This window comes from Thermus caldilimi (genome assembly GCF_004684245.1).
GTDB lineage: Bacteria > Deinococcota > Deinococci > Deinococcales > Thermaceae > Thermus > Thermus caldilimi.
In genome coordinates this window covers 667,960-692,488 of record NZ_CP038452.1, presented here as the reverse complement: position 1 = coordinate 692,488, position 24,529 = coordinate 667,960, and the positions used below count along the sequence as shown (strand labels likewise).

Annotated in this window: 22 protein-coding genes and 1 pseudogene; 7 read left to right on the top strand and 16 right to left on the bottom strand. The window is 64.1% G+C overall.

Going from position 1 to position 24,529, the window contains the following annotated elements; genetic code table 11:
* Positions 1–56 precede the first annotated feature (56 nt).
* Positions 57–425 (bottom strand): chorismate mutase, encoded by a 369-nt coding sequence (gene aroH, locus EBI04_RS03395; protein ID WP_135256045.1) that lies wholly within the window; start codon positions 423–425, stop codon positions 57–59.
* Between the two features lie 68 nt (positions 426–493).
* Between aroH and EBI04_RS03390 the strand changes: the two genes are divergently transcribed.
* Positions 494–1,147, top strand: a complete 654-nt coding sequence (locus EBI04_RS03390; protein ID WP_135257855.1) for a PIG-L deacetylase family protein — start codon at positions 494–496, stop codon at positions 1,145–1,147.
* Here EBI04_RS03390 and EBI04_RS03385 read toward each other — a convergent pair.
* Genes EBI04_RS03385 through EBI04_RS03355 form a run of 7 tightly spaced genes read right to left on the bottom strand, consistent with a single transcriptional unit; the run spans position 1,035 to position 7,666 of the window.
* The gene (locus EBI04_RS03385; RefSeq protein ID WP_206202064.1) at positions 1,035–2,411 is read right to left on the bottom strand and encodes a chloride channel protein; all 1,377 of its coding nucleotides are present in this window, start codon (positions 2,409–2,411) and stop codon (positions 1,035–1,037) included. The two genes, EBI04_RS03390 and EBI04_RS03385, sit on opposite strands and share 113 nt — an antisense overlap.
* Entirely contained in the window at positions 2,411–3,520 is a 1,110-nt protein-coding gene (locus tag EBI04_RS03380; protein WP_135256044.1) for an amidohydrolase family protein, read from the bottom strand. Before EBI04_RS03380 ends, EBI04_RS03385 begins: the two co-directional genes overlap by 1 nt.
* On the bottom strand, positions 3,501–4,283 hold the full coding sequence (locus EBI04_RS03375) for a GNAT family N-acetyltransferase (protein WP_135256043.1): 783 nt from the start codon (positions 4,281–4,283) through the stop codon (positions 3,501–3,503). The genes EBI04_RS03380 and EBI04_RS03375 overlap by 20 nt, the downstream gene beginning before the upstream one ends.
* The gene (gene menC / locus EBI04_RS03370) at positions 4,256–5,365 is read right to left on the bottom strand and encodes an o-succinylbenzoate synthase (RefSeq protein ID WP_135256042.1); all 1,110 of its coding nucleotides are present in this window, start codon (positions 5,363–5,365) and stop codon (positions 4,256–4,258) included. The genes EBI04_RS03375 and menC overlap by 28 nt, the downstream gene beginning before the upstream one ends.
* Positions 5,356–6,624, bottom strand: a complete 1,269-nt coding sequence (gene serS, locus EBI04_RS03365; protein WP_135256041.1) for a serine--tRNA ligase — start codon at positions 6,622–6,624, stop codon at positions 5,356–5,358. The genes menC and serS overlap by 10 nt, the downstream gene beginning before the upstream one ends.
* Before the next feature lie 2 nt (positions 6,625–6,626).
* Positions 6,627–6,896, bottom strand: coding sequence for an Asp-tRNA(Asn)/Glu-tRNA(Gln) amidotransferase subunit GatC (gatC, locus tag EBI04_RS03360; RefSeq protein WP_206202063.1), 270 nt, complete (start codon positions 6,894–6,896; stop codon positions 6,627–6,629).
* 26 nt (positions 6,897–6,922) lie between these two features.
* Positions 6,923–7,666 (bottom strand): DUF554 domain-containing protein, encoded by a 744-nt coding sequence (locus EBI04_RS03355; RefSeq protein WP_135256039.1) that lies wholly within the window; start codon positions 7,664–7,666, stop codon positions 6,923–6,925.
* Positions 7,667–7,684: 18 nt separating this feature from the next.
* On the opposite strand from EBI04_RS03355, the gene mnmC2 reads away from it, so the two are divergent.
* Positions 7,685–8,338 (top strand): tRNA (5-methylaminomethyl-2-thiouridine)(34)-methyltransferase MnmC2, encoded by a 654-nt coding sequence (mnmC2, locus tag EBI04_RS03350; RefSeq protein WP_135256038.1) that lies wholly within the window; start codon positions 7,685–7,687, stop codon positions 8,336–8,338.
* Here mnmC2 and EBI04_RS03345 read toward each other — a convergent pair.
* On the bottom strand, positions 8,247–9,428 hold the full coding sequence (locus EBI04_RS03345) for a polysaccharide deacetylase family protein (protein ID WP_135256037.1): 1,182 nt from the start codon (positions 9,426–9,428) through the stop codon (positions 8,247–8,249). The genes mnmC2 and EBI04_RS03345 overlap by 92 nt on opposite strands.
* Positions 9,419–10,585 (bottom strand): MFS transporter, encoded by a 1,167-nt coding sequence (locus EBI04_RS03340; RefSeq protein ID WP_135256036.1) that lies wholly within the window; start codon positions 10,583–10,585, stop codon positions 9,419–9,421. The genes EBI04_RS03345 and EBI04_RS03340 overlap by 10 nt, the downstream gene beginning before the upstream one ends.
* 14 nt (positions 10,586–10,599) lie before the next feature.
* On the opposite strand from EBI04_RS03340, the gene EBI04_RS03335 reads away from it, so the two are divergent.
* Positions 10,600–11,283: a glycosyltransferase family 2 protein gene (locus tag EBI04_RS03335; protein WP_135256035.1), complete on the top strand. Its 684-nt coding sequence runs from the start codon at positions 10,600–10,602 to the stop codon at positions 11,281–11,283.
* On the opposite strand, the gene EBI04_RS03330 is transcribed toward EBI04_RS03335, so the two are convergent.
* The 4 genes and pseudogenes from EBI04_RS03330 to EBI04_RS03315 all read right to left on the bottom strand — a co-directional run bounded on the left by EBI04_RS03330 (position 11,222) and on the right by EBI04_RS03315 (position 15,133).
* Positions 11,222–12,433 carry a glycosyltransferase family 4 protein gene (locus EBI04_RS03330; protein WP_135256034.1) on the bottom strand — a complete coding sequence of 404 codons (1,212 nt, stop codon included), beginning with the start codon at positions 12,431–12,433 and terminating at the stop codon, positions 11,222–11,224. The genes EBI04_RS03335 and EBI04_RS03330 overlap by 62 nt on opposite strands.
* 12 nt (positions 12,434–12,445) lie before the next feature.
* A complete protein-coding gene (locus EBI04_RS03325; RefSeq protein WP_240695364.1) occupies positions 12,446–13,543 on the bottom strand; it encodes a glycosyltransferase family 4 protein in 1,098 nt (365 codons plus the stop codon).
* The gene (locus EBI04_RS03320) at positions 13,522–14,559 is read right to left on the bottom strand and encodes a glycosyltransferase family 4 protein (protein WP_135256033.1); all 1,038 of its coding nucleotides are present in this window, start codon (positions 14,557–14,559) and stop codon (positions 13,522–13,524) included. The genes EBI04_RS03325 and EBI04_RS03320 overlap by 22 nt, the downstream gene beginning before the upstream one ends.
* Positions 14,556–15,133: pseudogene (locus EBI04_RS03315) on the bottom strand (pyroglutamyl-peptidase I). Before EBI04_RS03315 ends, EBI04_RS03320 begins: the two are co-directional and overlap by 4 nt.
* Positions 15,134–15,192: 59 nt before the next feature.
* Here EBI04_RS03315 and EBI04_RS03310 point away from each other — a divergent pair.
* Positions 15,193–16,029, top strand: a complete 837-nt coding sequence (locus EBI04_RS03310) for a DegV family protein (RefSeq protein WP_135256032.1) — start codon at positions 15,193–15,195, stop codon at positions 16,027–16,029.
* A 54-nt stretch (positions 16,030–16,083) separates the two neighbouring features.
* Positions 16,084–19,020, top strand: coding sequence for a transcription-repair coupling factor (mfd, locus tag EBI04_RS03305; protein ID WP_135256031.1), 2,937 nt, complete (start codon positions 16,084–16,086; stop codon positions 19,018–19,020).
* Here mfd and EBI04_RS03300 read toward each other — a convergent pair.
* Together EBI04_RS03300 and EBI04_RS03295 are read right to left on the bottom strand one after the other, a co-directional pair.
* Complete coding sequence (locus EBI04_RS03300) at positions 19,017–19,568, bottom strand: putative periplasmic lipoprotein (protein ID WP_135256030.1); 552 nt, start codon at positions 19,566–19,568, stop codon at positions 19,017–19,019. The two genes, mfd and EBI04_RS03300, sit on opposite strands and share 4 nt — an antisense overlap.
* Before the next feature lie 12 nt (positions 19,569–19,580).
* Complete coding sequence (locus EBI04_RS03295; RefSeq protein ID WP_135256029.1) at positions 19,581–20,930, bottom strand: hypothetical protein; 1,350 nt, start codon at positions 20,928–20,930, stop codon at positions 19,581–19,583.
* Positions 20,931–21,031: 101 nt separating this feature from the next.
* On the opposite strand from EBI04_RS03295, the gene EBI04_RS03290 reads away from it, so the two are divergent.
* Positions 21,032–23,323: a 3-hydroxyacyl-CoA dehydrogenase/enoyl-CoA hydratase family protein gene (locus tag EBI04_RS03290; protein ID WP_135256028.1), complete on the top strand. Its 2,292-nt coding sequence runs from the start codon at positions 21,032–21,034 to the stop codon at positions 23,321–23,323.
* 12 nt (positions 23,324–23,335) lie between these two features.
* Complete coding sequence (locus EBI04_RS03285) at positions 23,336–24,529, top strand: thiolase family protein (RefSeq protein ID WP_135256027.1); 1,194 nt, start codon at positions 23,336–23,338, stop codon at positions 24,527–24,529.

Here is a 24,529-nt window from a genome sequence, read left to right as displayed (position 1 = left end):
TCGCTCAAAAGGGGTTTGTCACTACCCCACCTTGGCGAGGCCAGGGTGGGGTGGCATCATTGGGCGCTTTCCAGGTCGGGCCTCAGGCGCACCGCATCTCTAAGGTATACGTGGCGCACCTGGTCCTGGGGGGTGTTGGTGTTCCAAAGGGCCAGGACCCGGATGACCCGGGGCAGGCTTCCTGGCACCGGTACCTCCCGGGCGGAGAGCAGAGGAACCCGATGCATGCCAATCTGGCGGGCAGCCTCGGCGGGAAAGGCCGAACACAGGTCCTCCGTAACCGTGAAGATGATGGCCGCCAGCTCCTCATGGCTTTGGATGCCGTTGGCCTCCAGCATCTTAAGGAGAAGCTCCCGCGTGGCTTGGTGGATGGCCTCCGGCGTATCCTCCTCCACGGTGATGGCACCCCTGATGCCCCGGACCATAGTTGGGCCCCATGCTAAGGGGTTTAGGTCGTTGGCACAAGACGGGTAGACTGGGAGTTGTGAATCTGATGGCGGTGTTCGCCCATCCCGATGACGAGATCGGGGCTGCAGGCACCCTGGCCCTCCACGCCCGGCGAGGGGACCGGGTGCTTTTGGTCTGGATGACCAAGGGGGAGTTGGCAAGCCAGTTCGGAGGGCTGGAGGAGGCCAGGGTGGCCGAAATCCGGGAGGGGCACGGGGCCCATGTGGCCCAGTTGATCGGGGCCGAGTACCGGTTTCTACCCTTTCGCGATACCTTTCTCACCGGGGGCAGGGAGGAAGCCCTGGCCTTGGCTCGGTTGATGGCCGAGTTCCAGCCGGATGCGGTGATCACCTGGGATCCCCTGGACGTCCACCCTGACCACCGGGCCACGCACCAGGCGGTCCTTTCCGCCTTGAAGTTCTGCCGCATACCCAAACTCGTGGGGAAAGCGCACCGGAAGCCAGTACGGCTTTACCACTATCCCAGAAAGGAGCTTTTGAGACCGTGGCTCTACGTGGATACCGCCGCCACCCAAGAGGTGGCCGAGGCGGTGTTTGCCTTTTACCAGGAGTTCTACCGCTGGCCCCTTACCCTGGAGGAGTTTCGCGCCCGCCGGCGGCTTCAGGGTCGGGAGGCGGGGGTTCCCTTTGCGGAGGCGTTTCAGACGGACTCTCCTCTGCCGTGGTCTGCTCTTCCCTAACGCCTTCCGCGGGATTGTAGGCGGGGGTGAGCACGTAGGCTAAGAGCACTGCGGGAAGGACCAGGGGCAAAGTGGCGTACCCGCCCCACTCCGCCGCCAGAACGGTGGCGGCAAAGGGGGCGCGTGCCACCCCCGCCAACACCGCCACACCCCCGGCCAAGGCCAGGGTTTCGGGGGGAAGGGCCAGAGGACCCGGCAGGTGGGCCAGGAAGGCCCCTAAAAGCCCCCCTAAGGCCAGGGCAGGGGTATAGGGGCCTCCGTAGGCCCTTATCCCGCTGGCCAGGAGGAGAAGGAGGAGCTTGGCGAAAAGGAGGGACAGCACGGCTAGGGGGGGCAGAAGGGGAGTGGTGGCCACGGCTACCCAGCCCAGGCCACTCCCCAAGGCTTCGGGCAGGAGGAGGAGGGCCAGGGCCAAGGCCAGGCCCAGGAGGGCATGGCGCCAGGGGTAGGGAAGAGGGCGGATGCGGGCTTCCAGAAAGCGCGAGCCTTCCACCCACAGGGTGGTCAGGGCAGCGGCCACCAGCCCTACCAGGGCGCCGGCGGGGAGGGCACCCATATCCACCTGGGCCTGGAAGGTTAGAAGGGGAGTGTAGCCGTAGAAGGCTCCGTAGACGGCAAAACCAGCCAAGGCTCCGATCAAGGCTGGGGTGAGGGCCCGGGCCTCGAGGAGGAGGCTCCGGTAAAGGATCTCCGTGGCCAAAAGGGCTCCGGCCACGGGGGCGTGGAGGCTGGCTCCCAGCCCGGCGGCCAGCCCGGCAAAGGCCAGCCCCCCGCCCAGCCGAGGAAAGCGCCGGTCCAGCCCCCGGCCCAGCCAAAGCCCCAGCACTCCAAAGGGACCCTCGCGCCCCATGGGGGAGTAGAGGGAAAGCTGGAGCGTCCCTCCCAGCACGGCCCGCAGGTGGGAAGAGGCAGGGCTCGGCCGATCCTCCCGGGCCTGGAGGAGGAAAGCGGCAAGCCCCTGCCCGGTTCCCAGGAAGCTGGTGAGGGCGAAGAGGAGGGGCAGGAGGAAGGCAAGGGGCCAGAGGGATGGTCCGGTGAAGGCTTGGGCCAGGCCTCCTTCCCCGGGGGGCTCGGGGGCCAGGTACCCAAAGAAAAGGCCCAAGGCCTCGGTCAAGGCTCTAAGCAAGGCGTTCAGGAAGGCCAAGAGGAGCCCGGCCAGGGCTCCGGTGAAGGCGCTATAGAGGATGAGGGGTCCCGTATGCCGGACCTCCTGGTCCCAGAGGGAGGGGAAGCTGAGCTGGGGGCCACGGCCCAAGGGGCGCATCAGAGGGAGTGTACCAGACTGGCGGGGCTTCCCCGGGTCAGGCGGGGGGTGGGAAGGCCCAGGGCCCGGTACCCTCCCCGGGTCAGGGCCCGGATGGGAAGCCGGGGATCCACCTTCTCCCAGAGGAAAAGGGCCTCGTTTTTCACGTCCAGGTCTGGGCTGCTGGCCCGGGAGTCCGTGCCCAGGGCCAGTTCCACCCCGTGGCGGGCGTAGAGGTGGATGGGGGCCTCCCCCACCTCCAGATGGGCGTTGGACCGGGGGCAGAGGATGACCTTGGTGCCGGAATCCGCCAGCATCCTCACCTCTTCCTCGTCCACCTGCACCCCGTGGACCAAAAGGGTATTGGGGCCCAAGGCGCCAAGGGCCTGAAGGTGACGGATGGGGGTTAGGCCCGGGGGTTCAAAGGGGGTTCGGCTGAAGCGTCTGTGGATCTGGGTTAAGAAGCCCTCCCCCCTTTGCAGGAAGGCCACTTCTTCCGGGCTTTCCCCCGCGTGGATCATAAGGGGAAGGCCCTCGGCCCTGGCGTACTGGGCGAGCCGCCGCAACAGGGGTGCGCTCACCGAGTAGGGGGCATGGGGGGAAAGCCCCACCCTCACCCGTCCTTCCAAGCGTCGCCAGGCCCTGACCTTAGCCTGGACCTGCTGGAACACTTCCTCGGCGTCCTCGGGATCCGGGGCGAAAACCTCGTAGAAGGCCACCCCGGGGAGGGGGCTTTCCCGGAGCAGGAACTCCATGACCTCGTCCTTAAACACCACGTCAGCGAAGGCCCCCGCCCCGGAGCGCAGGAGTTCCTCCAGGCCTTGCCTTGCTGCTTCCAGCCCCCGCTTTTCCCGGTGGGCCACCACGTGGGGGATGAAGCCGGAAAAGGGGCCCCGATAGAGGGGGTGGAGGGAGAGGTCCAGGTGGGTGTGGGCGTTCACCGGGGGTGGGAAGAGGGCCTTTCCCTTGTGGACCACTTCCGCCTGGGGGAAGCGCGCCCGAAGCTCCTCCAGGCTTCCCTGGCCCACCACGTGCTTTCCCTGGACCGCGATGGCCCCCCGGAGCATGGGGGTGCCGAAACCCGTATAGACCACCTCGGCGGTCCAGAGCTCAGTCTTTAGCCAGAACATAGCGGTTGGGGTTTCGGGTGAAGTCCACGGCCCGGTAGCCCCGGGCGAAGTAGTGGCCCAGGACCAGGCGGCTGTGTTCCCGCCACGCTAGCGCTAGGGCTGGGTCTTCCCGCAGGATCCTTCCCCAGTCCTCGGGGATCTGGAAGAGGAGGCGGGGGCCCTCGAGGTCCAGGAAGGCCTCCAGGGGCTTTTCCTCCTCCACCCGGTTGGCCTGGGGGAGGTCGTCCACCCGGGGCTCCTCGGGCGGGGCGTAGATGCGGGCGTAGACCCTTTCCGAGAGGAGTTCCCACTCCGCCAGGAGCCGGTCCGAGGGGGCCCCGGCGTTGATGCCCGTCATGGGGCCGTAGTGGTCGGGGAGGTAGGTTTTGGCGGTGGCCCCAAGCTTCCTCAGGTTGAAGTTGGCGTTAGGGCCCCGCAGGGGGTCGAAGGTCCAGACCACCCTCCTGATGCCCCGGGCCAGGCACCAGTCCCGCTGGAAGCGCTTCAGGAGGAGGGCGGCCCCCGTGCCCCGGTAGGCTTCCAGCACCCCCAGCATGTGGGAGTGCTGCAAGGTGGGGTCTTGGGTGGGGAAGCCAAAGACGAAGCCCACCATCCGCCCTTCCACGAAGGCTCCCGCCACCAGGCCCCCTTCATCCTGAACCGCAATGAGAAGGCCCCTTGGTACCAGATCGCTTTCCGCGCGGCCCCAGACCTCCCGCTGGAGCTCCACCACGGCCTCCATCTCCTCGGGGCCCTTTAGCTCGCGGACATGTGCCTCTGCCATAGGGTGATCCGCTCCACCATGGGAAGCTTCAGATGCACGCCGATACCTGGACCCTCGGGCACGGGCATGAGGCCCTCCTCCGCCTCGAGGGCCTCCTCCACAATGTCCTCCTCCCAGTAGCGGCTACTGGAGCTCACGTCCCCCGGCTTGGTGAAGGCGGGCAGGGTAGCCAGGTGGAGGTTATGGGCCCGACCTACCCCAGCCTCCAGCATTCCTCCCATCCAGAGGGGGATCCCGGCGCTTTGGGCCAGGGCGTGGACCTTGAGGCTTTCCCCGTGGCCCCCAAGCCGGGCCGGCTTGATGTTGAACACCCTTCCCGCCATGAGCTCTATGGCCTTTCTCGCCTTTTCCGAGGAGGTTAGGCTTTCGTCCAGGCAGATGGGGGTGGCGAGCTCCCGCCCGAGCTTGGCGTGGTCCAGGAGGTCGTCGTAGCCCAGGGGTTGCTCGATGTAGTCTAAGAAGAGCTCGTCCAAGCGCCTAAGCCGGGGGAAGTCGGCGAGGCGGTAGGCGCTGTTGGCGTCGGCGGTGAGGGTGGCCTCGGGGAAGGCCTGGCGCACGGCTTTCAGCACCTCGTAGTCCCAGCCCGGTTTGATCTTGAGCTTGATGCGCCGGTACCCCTGGGCCAGGTGCTTCTCCACCACCTTCAAGGTGTCGGCGATGGAGGGCTGGATGCCCAGGGAAACCCCCACCTCCACCCGCTCCCTCACCCCGCCCAGGACCTGCCAAAGGGGCTTTCCCAGGCTCTTGGCAAAGAGGTCCCAGAAGGCCATCTCCAGGACCGCCTTGGCCATGGGGTTGCCCCGGAAAGGGTTAAGGACCTGGCCCAGGGCCTCGGGGTTGGGCAAATCCCTTCCCAGAATCTGGGGCAGGAAGACCTCCTCCAGGAGGTAGCGGGCGCTGGCCACGGTCTCCTCCCGGTAGAGGGGAAGCTTTTCCATCACCCCTTCCCCAAGCCCCTCGAGGCCCTCCCCGAAAAGCCTCAGGAGGAGGATGGTCCTTTTGGTCTGCACCCCGAAGCTGGTCTCAAAGCGGAACTTCAGGGGAAGTTCCAGGATGCGCAGCTCGGCCGCCTCTATGCGCACGGTTCCAGCACCTCCTTGCCCAGGTAGGGGGCGAGGGCCTCCGGCACCCGCACCCGTCCATCGGGGAGCTGGTGGTTTTCCAATAGCATCACCAGGATCCTGGGGGTGGCCAGGGCGGTGTTGTTCAGGGTGTAGGCGTACTGCACCCTGCCCTCCCGGTCCCGGTAGCGGAGGTCCGCCCGCCGGGCCTGCCAGTCCAGAAGGGCCGAGCAGGAGTGGGTTTCCCGGTAGCGCCCTTCCGAGGGGACCCAGACCTCCAGGTCCACCTGCCGCCACTTCCCCGGGCCCATGTCCCCGGTGGAGACCTCCAGAAGGCGGTAGGGAAGTTCCAGAAGCCTCAGGATCTCCTCGGCGTTTTGCAAAAGCTCCTCAAAGGCTCGGTCCGAGGCCTCGAGGCTGGCCTCGGTGAGCACGTACTGCTCCACCTTGTGGAACTGGTGCACCCGCATGAGGCCCCGCACGTCCTTGCCGAAGCTCCCCGCCTCCGAGCGGAAGGCGGGGGCGTAGCCCGCGTACCGCTTGGGAAGCTCTTCCTGCCGCAGGATCTCCCCGCTATGAAGGGCGTTTAAGACCACCTCGGCAGTGCCCGTGAGGTAGAGGTCCGTGCCGGCGATGGGCCAGACCTGGTCCCTGGCGGCCGGGAAGTGCCCGGTGCCGATGAAGGCCTTCTCCCTGGCGTAGGAGGGAAGGGTCAAGGGAGTGTAGCCCTTTCGCACCATGAAGTCCACGGCGAAGCGGATCAGGGCCAGCTCATAGAGGGCCAGGTCCCCCCTCAAGGCGTAGGTGCGGCTTCCCGAAACCTGGCTCACCCGGGGCTCCCACCAGCCGTTTTTCTCCAGGAGGCTCACGTGGTCCAGGGGCGGGAAGGAAAACTCCGGGGGGGTGCCCACCCGCCGGATCTCCACGTTGGCCGAGTCGTCGGGGCCCGCCGGGGCCCCCGGCCAGGGGGGAAGGGGCACCTTAAGGAGAAGCTCCCAGAGCTGGGCTTCCTTCTCCCGCAGGGCTTCCTCCACCCTCTTGGCCTCCTCTGCCAGGACCTTGCCCCGGGCCGCCAGGTCGGGCCTCGCCTCTGGGGGTGCCTTGGGGACCTCCTTGGCGATGCGGTTGCGCTCGGTCTGGAGCTCCTGGAGCTGGGCCTTTAAGCCCTGTACCTCGGCGTCCAGGGCTAGAAGGGCATCCAGATCCAGGGCCACCCCCTTCAGGCGGATGGCTTCCCGATAGACCTCGGGGTTGCGGCGGAGATGCTTCAGGTCCACCATGGCTACTCCAGCACCTTGGGCACCCGGAAAAACCCCTCCTCTGCCTCCGGGGCTACCTTTAGGGCTTCTTCCTGGGAAAGGGAAGGAAGGGGCTCATCCTCCCTGAGGCGGCCTTGGGCTTCCTCCTCCGAGGCTTCCCCCACCTGGGGAAGGGCGTCCACGAACTCCAGGATCCGCTTAAGATCCGTTAGCAGCAAGGTTTCCTCCTCGGGGGAAAGCCGGATTTTGGCAAGGCTTTCCAGCTTGCGCAGAAGCTCCGGGGATAGCTCCATGCCCCGCATTTTACCCTCGGGAAGCCCTACGAAAGCCAGTTGGCCAAAGCCCAGACCAAAGGGGCCAGGAGGAGGGCGGGAAGAAAGGAGCCCACCCGCACCTTGGTGAGGCCCAGGAGGTTGATCCCCACCCCCAGGACCATGAGCCCCCCCACCCCCGTGACCAGGAGGACCCGGGGGTCGGCGGCGGGGTCGGGGAGGACCTGGCTTAAGGTACCGGCCAGAAGGGCGATGCCTCCCTGGTAGCCGAGGATGACCAGGACGCTAAACCCCACCCCGATGCCGAAGGAGCTGGTGAGGGCGATGGCAGAGAGGCCGTCCAGGGTGGCCTTTAAGAGAAGGATGCTGGGATCCCCGGTGAGGCCGTTTTGGATGGAGCCGAGAAGGGTCATGGGACCCACGCAAAAGAGAAGGCTTGCGGCTACGAAGCCCTCGGTGAAGCTTCCCCCGCCCCTTACCGCCCGCTTGATCTTCTCTCCGATGCCCTCGAGGGCCTCCTCGATCCGCCACCACTCCCCAAGAAGCCCTCCCAGCACCAGGGCGATGAGCCCCAGGACCACCCCGTCTATGGCCCCGCCCCTGGCTTTTCCCAGGGTGCTGGCCATTGAGAACCCGATAAAAAGAGTGGTGAGCCCTACCCCCTGGACCATGATGCGGGCCATGCGTTCGGGGAGCCGGCCCCGGAGCAGAAGGCCAAGTCCTGTGCCCAGGGTCACGGTGGCGGCGTTGGCCAGGGTTCCCGAAAGCTTGTCCAGAAGGGTGAGCTCCATGGAGGCTATTCTACGGGAGTGGAGCCCATCCTCACCCAGGACGGAACCCCCACCCTCTTCCATCCGGCCTACGGGGAGGCTTACCATCCCCGGCAGGGAGCCTTGCTCCAGGCCAGGCGGCTTTACCTGGAGAAGACCCTCACCCATCTCCATCCCGCTCCCAGGGTCCTCGAGGTGGGTCTGGGGCTTTTGGTGAACTTCCGCGTGACCTTAGAAAGCGCCTTGGCCCGGGGGGTGTACCTCCGTTACCTGGCCGTGGAGCGGGAACCCCTGTCCCCGGAGGCCCTCGCCCACGTGCGCCTGCCCCTTCCCAGGGCGGAGGAGGTGTTTGCGGAAATCCTTAAGGGCTGGCCCGCTGCCTGCTTCCGGGGACCTTGGGGGGAGCTTCGCATTTTCTTCGGGGAGGTGGAAGCTTTGGCGCCTCCCCAGGACTGGGCCACGGCGGTTTACCTGGATCCCTTCAGCCCCCGAGTGAACCCGGGGCCTTGGTCCTTGCCTGTTCTAAAGGGGCTTCACCGGGCTTTGCGGCGTGGGGGAAGGCTTGCCACCTACTCCGCCCAAGGGGCCTTTCGCCGCGCCCTTAAGGAGGCGGGGTTTGCCCTTCACCGGGTGCCGGGGGTGGGTAAGCGGGAGTGGACGGTGGGAATCGCCTTAAAACCTCCTCCCGGTTGAGATAGGCCAGCTCGGCCCAGGAGCGGTCCGGCTTGGGTAACTCCCCCCGGTATAGCCAAAAGAACCAGGCGCTGCTCAGGGTGGCCACGAGACGGGGCCAAGGAGGAAGGGGATGGGTGTGGAAGCCAAAGAGCCTGGCCCCCTGGGCCAGGTAGCTGTAGCCGTAGACCAAGCGCACTTCGGGGTCTTGGGCTACCCGTTCCGCCACCTTCTTGAGGCTTTCTCGTACGTATCGGATGGCCTCGAGGGGGGAAAGCTCCATGCTCCGCTGGCTTTCCAGATGAAGCTCCAAGGCAAGGCTACCCCGGGGTAGCCCGGGCAGGTCGGGTCCGGGAAAGGGTTTCTTCTCCACCCGGAAGAGGTCGAAGGGACCGTATCCCGCCCGGGCCACCCGATGCTTGGCGTTGTACCGTTCCTCAAATCCCTGAAGTCCCCGGATAAGGGCGAGCCTTGGGGTGAGGGGTAAGGGGGCAAGGTCGTCCAAGGTGACGGGCTTGTACCCCAGGCGTAGCATTTCCGGAAGCGCCCGTTCCAATAGCCTCAGGGTTCGCTCCGGCCCGTCGTGGAGAAGGACGATGGAGCCTGGCCGCAAGTAGTAGAGCAGGCGTTCTGCTAAGGCCTCGGGGGGGAGGTTCAGCCAGTCCTTGCTTTCCAGATCCCATAGGGCGATGCGCTTGCCCAGGAGACGAGCAAAGAGGCGGGTAAAAGGGGTGTGGAGCCCATGGGGAGGCCTATAGTAGCGGCCAGGGTTCCTGCGCATGTGCTTCCACTCCACCCAGGGCAGGAAAAGCCCCCAGGCCTGATGCCACTCCCCGTGGTCCTCCACCTGGTGGTCTTCGCGCTTTAGGGCCTCCACCAGGTCCGGCCGGGCCTTGGCCCGTTCCCCGGTCAGGAAGAAGGTGGCCTTGACCCCGTGCTGGCGCAGGAGCGCCAAGAGAGCCTCCGTCCTCTCCGAGGGGCCGTCGTCGAAGGTCAGGGCCACCTTGGAGGTGCGCCTCGAGGCGTGGGCGTAAGCTCCGAGGCCCAGAAAGCGAAAGAGGAGATCGGAAAGCCCGTAGAGTAGGAGGATCAGGCCCAGGATCAGTTCCACCGCATCCTCCAGAAAAGAACCGTGTAAAAGACGCTGAGAAGGAAAAAGGTGGCGCTACCTGCGAGAAAGGGTGCCTTTATGCCCAAGGTTTCCCATAAAAGACCTCCCACCGCAGGTCCCAAGGCTACCCCCAGCCCCTCCACGGTCATCAGCCCGCCCCATATGGCTGCCCGGTTTTCCTCGGGCAGGTTTCTGGCCAGGAAGCCGTTCCACCCGGGCAGGAAAAGGCTGAAGCCCAGGCCTCCCAAGGCAGCCAGCAGGGCAAGTTCGCCCAGGCTAGGGGTAAAGGCCAGGCGGACCATCACCAAGGCCAAGAGGAGGAGCCCGCTCACCAGGGCGAAGCGGTAGCCCCTCCGGTCTACTTGCCGGCCGGTAAAGGGCAAAAGGCCGAAGGCCAGGCCTCCCCCCAAAAGGAGAAGCCCTCCCAGGGCAATGGGCTCGAGGGCCAGCTCCTCTTTAGCGTAGCGGAGGATGAAGAGGGAAACCAAGGCGGGAGCGAAGGTCTGACCAAAGGCTGCGGGCAGGAAAAGCAAAAGCCGCTTAAGGGGATAGGCTTCCCGCGCCTCTTGCGGAATGGGGATGCGGAAGGGGAAGAGGCTTAGGGCGAGGAGGAGGGTTACGCCCTGGGCGGCGAGGAGCAGGGTGAGGGCGGCCTCGGGTTCTTTCTGGGCCACCTGCCCCACCCCCACCAGGCCGATGCCCACCCAGGGCATCACCAGGGTCAGGGTAAAGGATAGGGCCCGTGCCTCCCGCCCGGGCACGGCGATGCGGCTCGCCAGGGTCATGAGCCCGGGGTAGAGGGTGGACATGGTGAGGCCCCAGAGGATGGCGAGCCCCCAAAGAAGCCAGCCGGCGTGGGCCTTGGGGGTGAGGAGGAGAACCAGAAAACCGATGAGGGCCGCTAGGGTGACCGTGCGGCCGAACCCCACCCTTTCCGCTAGGAGCCCCCCGAAGGTTTTGGAGAGGTTCTCAGAGAGTTGATGAAAGGTGAAGGCCAAGGTGAAGGTGGCGGGGCCAAGCCCCAGGTGCTCGGGGGCGTAGAAGGGGAGAAGGCCAGCGAAGAAGCCGCTCCGTACCCCCTCCATGAGGCCTACAGCTAGGACCAGGCGCAGGAATACGAAAAGTCCCTCCCTGGCCCATGGCAGATAGCGAAACACGCTAAAGTATACCCGTGCGCATCAGTGTGGTGATTCCCGCCCACAACGAGGAGGCTTTTTTGCCCAAGGCCTTACAGGCGGTTTTGACGCAAACTCTGCCGCCTTTTGAGGTGATCGTGGTGGACAATGCCTCCACCGACCGCACCCGGGAGGTGGCGGAGGGATTGGGTGTGCGGGTGGTGTATTGCCCCCAAAAGGGGGTAGCCTACGCCCGCCAGGCAGGGCTTCTGGCCGCCCGTGGGGAGTGGGTGGCCATGACCGATGCCGACTCCATTCCCCTTCCCACGTGGCTTCAGACCCTAGCCCGGCATGGGGAAGGGGCGGTGGCCCTCTACGGTCCCTTGCGCTTCTATGGGGTTTCTCCCTGGACGGCTTTGGTTTCCGAGTGGGGCTACCGAGCTTTCCTGAACCTCATGGCCCTCCTGGGAAAGCCCAACCTGGCCGGGGCCAACATGATGTTTTTTAGGGAGGCCGCCTTGGAAGTGGGAGGGTTTCCCGAGGTGGAGGCCCGGGAGGACGTACTTTTGGGCTGGAAGCTCAAGCGGATGGGAAGGGTCAGGTATGTACCCGAGGCCTTGGTCCTAACCTCGCCCCGAAGGTTAAAGGGAGGATGGGGAAGGTTTTTGGCCCAGCAGGTCAAAAACCTCCTGGGTGATCCTCGAGGCTACTTCGGGGAAGACGGGGGAAGGGAAAGATGAGCCTTCGGGGTTCCACCCGCAGGATTTCGTTGGCTTCGTCGTATACGGCCACGATTTTTTCGGCGATCCGCTCCGCGGAGCGTTCCATGGCCCAGGCCCGGGCCTCAAGGCTGAAGCGCCGGCGCTTATCCTCGTCTTTCAGGAGCTCCAAGGCCCTGGCGGCCAGGGCCTGGAAATCCTTTGGAGCCACCAGGTACCCGGTTTGGCCGTCCACTACCCCCTCCAGCACCCCTTCTGCTCCCACGGCCACCACCGGAACCCCCATGGCCTGGGCTTCCCAGATCACCAGCCCCTGGGTTTCCGTTTCGCTGGCGAAGAGGAAGAGCTCCGCCATCCGGTAGTAGCCCCCGATGTACCGGTAGGGCACCGTGCCCAAGAAACGAACCCGGTCCACAATGCCCAGGGTTTCCGCCAGGCGCTTCAAGGGTTCTAGCTCCGGTCCTTCCCCGATGTGCACCAGGAAAACATCCTCCTCCCGGGCCAACTCGGCCACAGCTTTCAAAACTACATCAAAGGACTTTTCCTTCCCGAGCCGGCCCACGGTGATGAGGCGCCGTTTGCCCTCGGGCCAGGGGGAGGGGGAGGGAAGGGGCGCTTCCTCCAGGATACGGTTGTCAATACCCGTGGGAATGACCCGTATGGGCCTTTGGATGCCGTAGCCCTCTGCCAGCCGCTTTACGGGTTCCGTGGGGGCGATGACCACCTCCACCCGGTTGTAAAAGGCCTTGGCAAGCCTAGGGATGATTCCCGTGTACTTGTCCAGGACGGCGAGACCTGGCACGTAGTGGGCGTACTTTTCGTAATGGGTGTGGAAGGTGGATACGTGGGGGAGCTCTTTATTGCGCGCAATCCTAAGCCCCCACACGCCCAGGGTTAAGGGGGTATGAGTATGGATGATCTCAAACTCCGTGGGCAGATGGCGGGCGGAGGGCAGGGCGATCTGCTGCCCCTCGTAAAAGGGGTAGGCCACAGAGGGCACCCGCACCACCCCTTCCTCGTTTGCTGGGGCTTCGGGATGGTGGGGAGCCACCACCCAGGCCTCGTGCCCCATGCGCCTAAGCTCCCTAAGGAGGAGGTAGACGCTGGTGGTGACCCCGTTGGGGTTGGGGAAGTAGACATCGGTGAAGAGGCCTACGCGGTAGAGGCGCATGCGGCCACAATTTTACAACGGAACCTTGGATAGGCCGTGGAGTACGGTTGCCAGTGCGCGTGCTCCGCCGTCCACAGTCCGTTCGGAAAGTATTCGTTGGCGGCCTTTCATGCCCAGTTCCCATGCTCCCTGGGGATTTTCCATCAACCAGCGCACGGCCCAGCTCAAGTTCCTGGGATGGGGTGGCACGAGCAAGCCCTCCTTGAGTGAGATGACTTCCCGTTGCGGGGGGAAGGGGCTGGTGATAACGGGTATGCCGGAGGCCATGCCTTCTAAAATGACCAGCCCTGGATTGTCCCCCAAGGTAGGGAAAAGCACCGCGTCCGCTGCCCGATAGAGTTCCGCGATATCCTCCCTCTTTCCCAAGAACCTTGCGTTGGATAAGTTCAGGGCTCGGGCCAGGAGGCGTAAGCCCTTGGACCAGGAACCTTCTCCCACCAGAACAAAATCAGCATCTGGCGTGAGGCGTGCGGTTAAGAGGACAGCCAGATGGTTTTTTTCTAGGGTGAATCTGGCGGGTGTGAGAAGGGTAAAGCGGGAAAATTGATATAAGGATCGCAACGCTTGCCGCTCTTCAGGGGAGGGAGGGCGAAAACGGTAGGGGTCCACGCCCACGGGTACCACTTGGGTTTCCAGGCCGAAGTGGCGGCGTAAGTAATGGGCGGCCCAGCGCGTACCCACCAAGACCGCGTCTGCGTCCTTGAGTTTGGCTGCCTTGCTGACGCCGTAGATGAATTGGTATAGCCGCTTGATCCCCAATGGATAATGGTATTCCAGCTGGTCGTGCAGGAACACCACCTTGGGGGAAGGGAGCTTCTTTAAGAGGCCATAGGTGGTCACATACCATGCCTGGAGGATGCGAACCTGGTGGTTTTGGGTGAGGCCAGGTATGGCGTCGAGGTTCGGGTATGGATGGGCGGGGATCCCCCTGGCCTCCAAGAGTTCTTTAAGGCGAAGTCCCCCTGGGGATGTTGGAAGGAAGACAGCAGGCTCAAGGCCATATTGCGGGAGTTCTGGTAACGTTTCTAAAAGCCAGATCTCGCTGCCAGCTATTCGCGGGGCGTCGGTTATAAAAGCAACCTTTAACATCATGTGGTTGTCAGAACGCATGCTAGGGTATGTGCGCTCTTTTCCAAGGTGTGGTGGGCAAGAACGTGATCTCGCGCTTGCTTTCCCAGGTGGAAAGGTAGATTTCGCAAGGCTTGGGCCAAGGCCGAGGGCTTTGGAGGTACGAGCAGGCCTGTTTGCCCGCTGGTGATCAGTTCCTGTTGCGCCGGAATGGGCGTGGTTACGGTGGGTAGGGCGGAGGCCATGGCCTCGAGGGTGGCCAGGCTTTGGTTCTCTCCCAGGGTCGGCAGGAGCATGGCATCCACAGCCCGGTAAAGGTCCGGCATGTCGGTGCGGCGCCCGAGGAAGCGCACGTTCTTTAAGTTAAGGAGGCGGGCGGTTTTTTGCCAGACCCCCATCAGCTCTCCCGTACCCACCAGCAAAAAATCTACGCCGGGCGTAAGCCTAGCGGTGAGAAGCACCGTGAGGTGGTTCTTTTCCGGGCTCATCCGGGCGGGTACGATCACGGAAAACCTCTTAAGGCCGTAGCGTTCCCTGAGCTTTTCCTTCTCCCCGGGCTGTGGAGGGCGGAACCGTTCCGTGTCCACCCCATTGGGTACGGGGTAGACCTGCTTGACCCCATGAACCTCTTGCAACCAGCGTGCTGCCCACCGGGAAACGGTGATCACGGCCTCGCTGCGAACCAGGTTGGGTACCTGAAGAAGGTGGTAGCCTAGGCGGTAGAGGTATCGAAGGCCTAGAGGGTAGAAAATCTCGATCTGGTCGTGAATCAGCAAGGTTAAGCGGGGGAATCTCTCAAAGAACCGCTTGTAGCTTTGCGGATACCAAGCGGAGGCCACCACGCGGTCGTAGTCTTGGGGAAGCTCTTCTAGGGAGCGGTAAGCGTGTACGGGCACCCCCATAGCTTCCAGGGCTTCCCGGATGAATGCGGTTTTTTCTGCCAAGGGCATGGCCGCTTCGGCCTCGAGGCCCAGCTGGCGCAATCGGGGGAGCATTTCCTTAAGGTAGATCTCGCTTCCTCCCACGGTTTTAGCATCGGTCACGAAAAGTATCCTCATAGAAGCCGTAGAAGGAGCCTGACCGCCCGGGCCTGTTCCGCTAGGGGGAGATAGGCCCCGCCTCGTTCCAGGGCTAGGGTTTCATCGGGGGGCAGGTGGATAAAGGCCACGGGGACCTCCGGGGGCAGATGAAAAAGCGACAGGTAAAAGGCCTGGTTGCAAAGGTAGCTCCCGGCGGAGAGGCTTTGCTTTGCGGGGATCCCTGCTTCCCGCAAGCGACGAAGCGCCTCTTTTAAGGGAAAACGGGCCTCGAGGGCCAGGGGTCCTCCGGGAACCACCGGTGCGTCCTCCCAAAGGTTTCCCCGGTTGTCAGGACGCTCAAAATCCAGGAGGTTGATTGCGAGGCGTTCCAGGGCGATAAGCGGCCTTGTCTCCGCCAAGCCCAAGTGAAAACAGCCTGCGGCTTTAGGGCGTGAAGGTCCTTAAGGACCTGGGGAAGGGTTACGGCGTTTACCGGAAGGATAGCCTTATGAAGAGGGCGTCCAGCTAGTTCTTGGGGGAGCAACTCCATGAGGGCAGCCGAAGGGTTGTGGGTAAGGTTGCCAAAGGGTTCGAAGCCGGTTACCAGGATCATGAATAAAACCCTCTTAGCATTATAGCCCCCCATCCTTTGACCCGGTATAAGATGGGAGCGTGGAGCTGGGTCTGGTAACCGATACCGCAGCGGACCTGTCCCCGCGGGTCTTGGAGGAGGAGGCGGTGGGCCTGGTGCCCATTTACGTGCACCTCATGGGGCGTAAGTACAAGGACTGGCAGGAGCTGACCCCGGATGCTCTCTACCAAGCCATGCGGGCAGGGGCCGAGCCCGTGACCGAGCCTCCAGGGGTGGAGGACTTTGCCGGGGTTTACGAGCGCTACCTCCAGGTCTATGACCGCATTCTTTCCCTACATGTTTCCGGGGAACTCTCCAAAACCGTGGACAGGGCCCGGGAAGCAGCCTTGAAGGTGGCTCCCACCCGCATCCGGGTGGTGGACTCGGGTATGGTTTCCGCTGGGCTTGGGGCCATGGTGCTCAGGGCAGTGGAGATGCTGAGGAAGGGGGCGGAGGAGGAGGCTGTGGTGCGGGAGTGGGAGAGGCTTAAGCATTCTAGCCTGTACTTCAGCGTGGCGGATTTGTCCCACTTGGCACGGAACGGCCGGCTTCCCCGGTTCGGCGAGGTGGTGGGTAACCTTTTGGGCCTCCGCCCTATATTGCGCATAGAGAAGGGGCATATCCGGTTTCTCAAGGTGGCCAGGGAGGGTGCGGTGCCCGAGGTTCTTGCCCGCTTGGTCCTCGAGGAGCTTCAAGGAAAACCGGCCCGCATCACCATTGCCCACACCGATGCCAAAAGCGAGTGGATTGAGGGTTTAAAGAAGAGCTTGGAGGGCGCTTTGCGCCTGGAAAAGGGGCGCATCACGCGCAGCGGAGCCACCATCGCCGCCAACGTGGGTCTCGGGGCCATAGCCATCCATGCTTATTCGATAGAATAGGCCAAGGGTGCTCCCTCCGGCTCCCGGGTCAGAGGGGGCGGATGTTTCTTGCCCATGGAGATCGCCCTGGAACGGTATTACGGGCACCGCTTGGCCCTGCCCCAGGTGGTGGCGGCCTTGCTCTTTGCTCGGGAGAGGCCCCCGGCCCTCCTTCTGGCCCCAGAGGAGCGCGTGAGGCGCTACCGGGATCTTTTGGCCTTTGGCGTGCCGGTTTACCTAAACCCAGGCCTCGAGGCCTGGGAGGAGCGGGCCCTCTTCGTCCTCTCCTACGAGGAAGCCTTAGCCCCCTTCCCCGAGGACCCCGAGGCCTGGCGCCTGGTCCTGGAGGTGGGGCGGAGCTATCCTCGAGGGGAGCTACTGGACCGCCTCCTGCGCATGGGGTATGCCCGGGATGAGGATTACCGGGTGCTGGGGGAAGTGCTGGAGCTTTCCGGGGTCCGGCTGGAGTTCTTCGGAGAAGAGCTAGAGAGGCTTTTGGTGGAGGGAGAGGAACGCAAGCGACACATCCTTCTACCCAAGCCGGGCAAGGCCGAAGCCTTTACCTCCAGAAAACTCCTCCACTTTCCTGGCCCCGTGTACCTGGACACCCCAGCCCTGGCCCCCAAGGAGATCTGGTCCCTGTTAAGGGGGCGTCAGGTGGTGGCCTTGGGGAACGGGGTGGAGTTTCCTCCCTTGGACCTGGGGGTGAGGCCCCTCCCCCCGTACAGGGGAAGCCTTAAAGCCCTGGAAAAGGACCTTGCCCGTTGGCTTGGGGAAGGGAGGCGGGTGAGCCTCTTCGTGGCCCACGAACGCACCCTGGACTACCTAAAAAGGCGGCTTGCCCTCTTTCATCCCCAGGTACCCGAGCGGTTTCCGGGTTCCAAAGGCCAGCTTTCCCTTTTCAAGGGAGCCTTTGAGGGGGGGGCGGAGTGGGGGGAAGAGGTTTTCCTCACCGAGGCCTTGGTCTTTGCCACCGGAGCGGTGCGGGCCAGGTTGCGGGTGGGGGAGGGGCTTACCGACCCCGGGGCTCTTTCCCCTGGGGATTTCCTCATCCACCCTGACCACGGCGTGGGCCAGTACCTGGGCTTGGAAACCCGGGAGGTCCTGGGAGTTAAGCGGGACTACCTGGTCCTCCGCTACAAGGGGGAGGGAAAGCTTTACCTTCCGGTGGAGCAGCTACCCCTTCTCAAGCGCCATCCCGGTACCACGGATGATCCGCCGGAGCTTTCCTCCCTAGGCAAAGGGGAGTGGCAAAGGCTTAAGGAGAAGGCCAGGAAGGATGTGGAGGAGTTGGCGGCACGGCTTCTCATCCTTCAGGCCAAGCGGAAGGCTACCCCGGGCCGGGTCTTCCCCCCCTTGCCGGAGTGGGACCCTTTAATAGAAAAGGGTTTCCCCTACGAGCTCACCCCGGATCAGGGACAAGCCTTAGAAGAGGTGATGCGGGATCTGGAGGCTCCCCATCCCATGGACCGCTTGGTTTCGGGGGATGTGGGCTTCGGCAAGACGGAGATCGCCCTCCGGGCTGCCCACCGGGTGGTGGGGCACGGGGCCCAGGTGGCCTTTTTGGTGCCCACCACCCTCTTGGCGGAGCAGCATGGCAAGACCTTCCGGGAGCGGTTTGCCGGGCTTCCCGTGCGCATCGGGGTGCTTTCCCGTTTTACCCCCGAGAAAGAGGAGAAGTCCATCCTGGAGGGCTTGGAAAAGGGCACCCTGGACATCGTCATCGGCACCCACCGTCTTCTCCAGTCCGACGTGCGCTTTAAGGATCTTGGGCTTTTGATTGTGGACGAGGAGCACCGCTTCGGAGTGGCGCAGAAGGAGCGGATCCGGGAGCTGAAGGCCGAAGTGGATACCCTTTACCTCTCCGCCACGCCCATCCCCCGTACCCTTTATTCCGCCCTCGTGGGCCTGAAGGACTTATCCAGTATCAAGACCCCACCCCCAGGCCGGAAGCCCATTCGCACCTTCCTTGCTCCCTTTGACCCCCTTTTGGTACGGGAGGCCATCCTCTTGGAACTGGAAAGGGGAGGCAAGGTGTTTTACGTGTACGACCGGGTGGCCTCCATTGAGGCGAGAAGGCGGTACCTGGAGAACCTGGTGCCCGAGGCCCGGATCGGGGTGGTCCACGGGCAGATGCCCGAAGGGCTGATTGAGGAGACCATGCTCCTCTTCGCCGAGGGGGCTTACGACGTCCTGTTGGCCACTACCATCATTGAATCGGGCCTGGATGTGGGCGAGGCCAACACCATCCTCATTGAGCGGGCGGACCGTCTGGGCCTGGCCACCTTGTACCAGCTCCGGGGCCGGGTGGGGCGGCGGGAGCAGGAGGCCTACGCCTACCTCTTCCATCCTTCCAGGCTCACCGAGGCGGCGGAAAAGCGCCTTAGCGCCATCGCTGATCTTTCCGACCTGGGAAGCGGCCATCTCCTGGCGGAGAAGGATATGGAAATACGAGGGGTAGGGAACCTCCTTGGCTCGGAACAGCACGGGCACATTCGGGTGCTATCCCTCGAGGTGTACGCGGAGCTTCTGGAGGAGGCCATTCGCAAGCTTAGGGGCGAGGCCAAAGAGGAGCGGAGGCACGTCACCCTGGACCTAGGGGTTTCCGCCCGGCTTCCCGTGGAGTACGTGCCGAGCCTCGAGGCCCGTAGCCGCTACTATGGCCAACTGGCTGAGGCCAGGAGCTTGGCGGAGGTTTCCCGCATCGCCAGGGAGCTCAAGGACCGGTATGGCCTCCTTCCCGAAGAGGCGGAGAACTTCCTGGCCCTGGCCCGGCTCCGCCTAGTAGCGGAGCGGAAAGGGGTGGTCTCCATCGCCGAGGATCTTGCCCACCTCCAGGTGATCTTCCCCCGCTGGCCCTTAGATTACGATGCCCGGGCCCTGAGGCAACTGCCTTTCCGGGTAGAGCTCACCCAGTACCCTCCGGGCTTCCGCCTGGAGAAAAAAGGTTTGAAGCCCCGGGATTACCCCGAGGCTTTGCTCCAGGCCCTCTACCTCTTTGCGGATCGCTAGGGGTTTGGAATAAAGTTGAAAAACTTCAGCCTTAGGCTGATTTCAGCCTGGGTCAGGGTGTACTGCACCCGCTCCCCGATCAGGTTTAGTTTGGCACCGACGCGGAACGTGCCGCTCTTGATGAGGTCAAAAGCCTGTGTACCCGGTTGTACGTCTAGGGAGAGGATGACGGTCTGCTCTTCGCCAGGGTTTAGGGTGACGGATTGCTGGATAGCGGTAAAATCCCCTCCTTGGCCATCGTAAAGGTCGGTGTCGCTCCCAGGGCCCAAGCGGACCACGAGGTCCAGGGTACTGGGTACGGTACCGGTATTCTTCAAGGTAGTTTCTAGGTGCAAGCGTCCGTCCACCAGGGCCTCAGCCCCAGGCACCTCCACCAGCTGTCCTGCGGGGTTATCGGGAAGCAGGATTTGGGATGTGGTGAGATTCAGTTCCCCCTGGCGCTGGTCTTGAGGGATGAAGCTTAAGAGATTCACTTCAAACCGATGGATGGTGTGGCCGCTACAGGCGGCCAAGGCCAGGGACACAAACAGAAGGGCTAGGCGCTTCACAGCTTAACCTCCTTAAAACCGCACCGCCATGGCGATGCCGTACACAGTCCCACCCACCAAGGGCGCCTCGTGGGTAGTGAGGGCAAGGTCTAGACTGAGGGTTTCCAGATTGAAGCCAGCCCCGAGGCCAAAGCGCAGGCCTCCTTCCAGACCTATCCCAGTGCGCAGAGCCATCGGGCCAAGGCCGTATTCTAAACCCAGGTGGAAGGCAGGAGCGGTGGCGCCGAAACGGGTATCCGCAGCCAGGAGTAGCTCGCCCACTTCCAAGGGTAAGCGGTAGGCGCCGTTAAGGGTAAGGATGGGAGCGGAGAAATCACTTTTCTTCGTGGTGGGCGCACGGCCGGTTTCTGTACCATCCACCACCGTTACCTCCACGCCGCTCCACTGGGCGAGCCCTAAGAGGTTTTGCACCCCAAGGCCAAAGGCCCAGTCGCCTCCATCCACCGCCACGCCCACATCCCCCCTAAGGCCGTAGCCCATACCCCCACCGCCTTGGCCTAGGCTGCCTTCCAGGTAGGAGGGATAGCTGAGGAAGTAGCGGGCTTCGTAGCTTACGCCGCTTACGTTGCCATCCTGGTCGAAGGTGGGGCGGGCTTTGGCCGAGGCTTCTGCGTACCCTAGGCCGTAAAAGCCTTCGCCCCGCACCCCTGCGTACACCTGGCCGAGGCCAGGAATCTCCGGAAGAGGAATTGAGAAGCCCAGGGCCAGGCTGATGCCGGAGATGAAGGAAGCTTGGCCCTCGAGGGCACACGGGGACGGAGTGTTAGTCTTACAGCGGTCAAAGGAGCCATCCTTTATGGCTTGCTCCAGCTCCGGACTTGGAGCTACCCGTACCCCCTGGGAACCCATAAAGGGGCCAAGGGAAAGGTACGTGCCGGGTCCCAAATCCATGCGTATCGGGAGGAAGGGCTGGGGGATGGAGGCGCTGGGCCTATCCGGTGCGGTGCCCATCTGGAAGGCGGGTATTAGGGGGTTTCCTTGACCATCGGTGATGGAGATTCCGTTGGCGCTAACCCTGAACACCACCTCATCGGGGCTCCGGGCAGGGCTGAGGAGGAAGCTATCCAGATGGGTGGCCTGATCGTAGAAGCTGAGGAAATCAAAATTGTTCCGGAAGGAAGCCGGATCCGTAAAGTAGGCGAATGGACTGGTGTCCTTGAAGAAAGGCAAAAATCGTAACAGGCCTAGCGGGACCTGCAGGCCCTCCGCGTCCCACTTGCTGGGAAAGGCGGCGTACGCGGGGTTGGCTACTTGCCCGCTAGGGCCTGGCAGAAGGACGCCTCCCATGCCCAAGCTCCGCACCCCCTGGGCCAGGGTAAAGCCCAGGAGGCTCGCCATAAGAAAAACGGCAGCCCTTTTCATACCAGATGCATTCTACCTGGACAGCCCTCCAGGTCGAGAGACCCCCTTTGACAAGCCCGCTAATCCTGCCGTAAACTTTGACTCAGTATAAGGAGGTGGCCATGATTAAGAAGGTAGGCGTGTTGGGCGCGGGAACCATGGGGAGCGGGATTGCCGCCTTGGTGGTGAGCGCTGGGATCCCGGTGGTCCTGTTGGACATCCCGGGCAGGGAGGACCGCAACGAGCTGGCCAAAAGAGGCCTGGAGAGGGCCTTGAAGGCCAAGCCCGCAGCCTTCATGGACCCCGATCTGGCCCGCTATGTGGAAATCGGCAACACCGAGGATGATCTGGGAAAGCTCGCCGACTGCGACTGGGTGGTGGAGGCTATCATCGAGAAGCCCGAGCCCAAGCGGGCCCTTTACGAGCGCCTCGAGGCGATCCTAAAACCCACGGCCATCGTGAGCTCCAACACCAGCGGCATCCCCATGCGGGTGCTCCTGGAGGGGCGCTCGGAAGGCTTCCGCAGGCGCTTTTTGGGCACCCACTTCTTCAACCCGCCCCGCTACCTGCACCTCTTGGAGCTGATCCCTACCCCTGAAACCGACCCGGAGGTCCTAGGGGAAATCCGCCGCTTCGGCGAGCGCATCCTGGGCAAGGGCACGGTCCTGGCCAAAGATTCCCCCGGCTTCATCGCCAACCGGCTTGGGGTTTACGGCATGGTGCAGGCGGTGCGCCTTATGGAAAAGCACGGCCTCAGCATCGACGAGGTGGACGCCCTCACGGGGCCCCTCCTGGGCCGCCCCAACTCCGCCACCTTCCGCACCGCCGACCTCACGGGATTGGACGTGCTGAAGCTGGTGACGGAGGAGCTGGCCCAGGCCACCGGGGAGGACTTCGCCCTGCCCGAGTGGGTCCTGCGCCTGGTGGCGGAAGGCCGGCTTGGCGAAAAGACGGGTGCGGGGTTTTACAAACGGGTAAACGGGGAGATCCACACCCTGGACCACCGCACCCTGGGGTACGCGCCCCGGGCCAAGGTGGACCTGCCCGAGCTCAAGGCCCTTCGGGACCTGCCCCTCCCTGAGCGGCTGCGGGGGGCTTTGCAGCTTCCCGGAAAGTACGGGGCCTTCCTCAGGGAGCTTTTCGCCCGCACCGCCCACTACACCCTGGAGAAGGCCCCTGAGATCGCCTACGACCTGGTCTCCGTGGACCAGGCCCTGGAGTGGGGCTTCGGCTGGGAGGAAGGGCCCTTCAAGAACATGGACGCCCTGGGCCTCGAGGGCCTTAAGGCCCTGCTTGCCGAACACGGCCTTTCCGAGCCCGAGCTTTTGGGCAAGGCTCAGGGGGCCTTCTACCGGAACGGCACCTACCTGGGCTTTGACGGAGCCTACCACCCCCTGCCCAAGCGGGAAGGGGTGATCTCCCTGAAAGCCCTCAAGTCCGAGGGCAAGACCCTGCTGGAGGGCAAGGAGGCGGCCCTCATCGACCTTGGGGATGGGGTGGCCCTTTTGGAGTTCCGCACCAAGATGAACGCCATCGGGGAGGGCGTGATCCGCATGCTCCAGAAAAGCCTGGAGTACGTGGAGGAAAAGGGCTATGTGGGCCTCGTCATCGGCAACGAGGACCCGAGGGCCTTCTCCGCCGGGGCCAACCTGGCCTTGATCCTCTCCCTGGCCCAGGAGGGGGACTGGGACGAGCTGGCCTTGGCGGTGCGGCAGTTCCAGAAGGCCTCCATGTCCCTCCGCTATAGCCCCTTCCCGGTGGTGGTGGCCCCCTTCGGGCTTACCCTGGGGGGCGGGGCGGAGTTCACCCTTCACGCCGACGCGGTCCAGGCCCACGCGGAGCTCTACATGGGCCTGGTGGAGGCGGGGGTGGGGCTTTTGCCCGCAGGAGGCGGCACCAAGGAAATGCTCTTCCGCTTTACCCAGGAGCTTGAGCCTTACGAGGAGGCGGATCCCTTTGAGGCGGTGAAGAGGGCCTTCAACCTCATCGCCCTGGCCAAGACCTCCACCAGCGCCCTCGAGGCCAAGAAGCTGGGCTTCCTCCGCGATCGGGACCGGATCAGCATGAACCGGGATTTCCTCATCGCCGACGCCAAGCGTCGGGTTCTGGATCTTGCCCCGGACTACCGCCCGCCCCTTCCCCCCAGGATTCGCGTCCTGGGTAGCGAGGCCTTGGGCAACCTGCGCTATGCGGTCTGGGCCTTCCGGGAGGCGGGGGAGATCACGGACCACGATATGCGCATCGGCCTGGAGATCGCCCACGTCCTTTCGGGTGGGGAAGGGGCGCCTAGGGAGGTTTCCGAGTGGGACCTTTTGGACCTGGAACGGGAGGCCTTCTTGAAGCTCCTCGGCACCCGTAAGACCCAGGAGCGCATCGCCCACACCCTGAAGACGGGCAAGCCCCTTAGGAACTAAAGAGGTGGAATCATGCGGGAAGCGGTAATCGTCAGCGCAGTGCGGAGCCCCGTGGCCCGGGGCAAGAAGGATGGGGCCTTAGCCACCTTGCATCCCGTGGACCTCTCCGCCCAAGTGATGCGGCAGGCGGTGGAGCGGGTGGGCCTGGATCCCCAGGAGCTCGAGGACGTCCTCTGGGGTTGCGCCATGCCCGAGGCAGCCCAGGGGCTCAACATCGCCCGCCTGGCCCTTTTAAGGGCGGGTTTTCCCGTGGAAGTGGCGGGGGCCACCATCAACCGCTTTTGCTCCTCTGGCCTTCAGACCGTCGCCATGGCCGCCCAGGCGGTGATGACCGGGATGGCGGATGGGGTCTTGGCGGGGGGTGTGGAGATGATGAGCCAGGTGCCCATGTCGGGCTACCACACCCGCCTCCACCCCGACCTCACCCCCACGGAGTGGACCCCGGAGGGCTACTCCACTTACATCGGCATGGGCTTCACCGCGGAAAGGGTGGCGGAGCGCTTCGGCATCAGCCGGGAGGACCAGGACCGCTGGGCCCTCCGTAGCCACCAAAGGGCGGCCCAGGCCTGGGCGGAGGGGCGCTTCCTCGAGGTGGTGCCCATAAGGGTGCCCAAGGTGCGCTACCAGGGCACCAAGAAGGTGGTGGAGGAAACCCTTTTTGAACGGGACGAAACCGTGCGCCCCGACACCTCCTTGGAGGCCCTGGCCAAGCTCCGGCCCGCCTTCAAGAAGGGGGGCACGGTGACCGCGGGGAACGCCAGCCCCTATTCCGATGGGGCGGCGGCGGTGGTGGTCATGAGCCGGGAGAAGGCGGAGGCTTTGGGCCTAAAGCCCCTCGCCCGCTTCGTCACCTTCGCGGTGGCGGGCGTGGAGCCCGACGTGATGGGCATCGGCCCCATCAAGGCGGTGCCCAAGGCCCTGAAGCGGGCAGGCCTGAGCCTGGACCAGATCAGCCTCATCGAGTTCAACGAGGCCTTCGCCGCCCAGGTGCTGGCGGTGATGCGCACCCTGGAAATGCCCGAGGAGAGGACCAACGTGAACGGCGGGGCCATCGCCCTGGGCCACCCCTTAGGGGCCACGGGAGCCAAGCTCACCGCCCAGCTCGTCACCGAGCTGGGGCGGCGGGGCGGGGGCTATGGCCTCGTCACCATGTGCATCGGCGGCGGCATGGGGGCCGCGGGGATCTTTGAGGTGTATCCGGCGTAA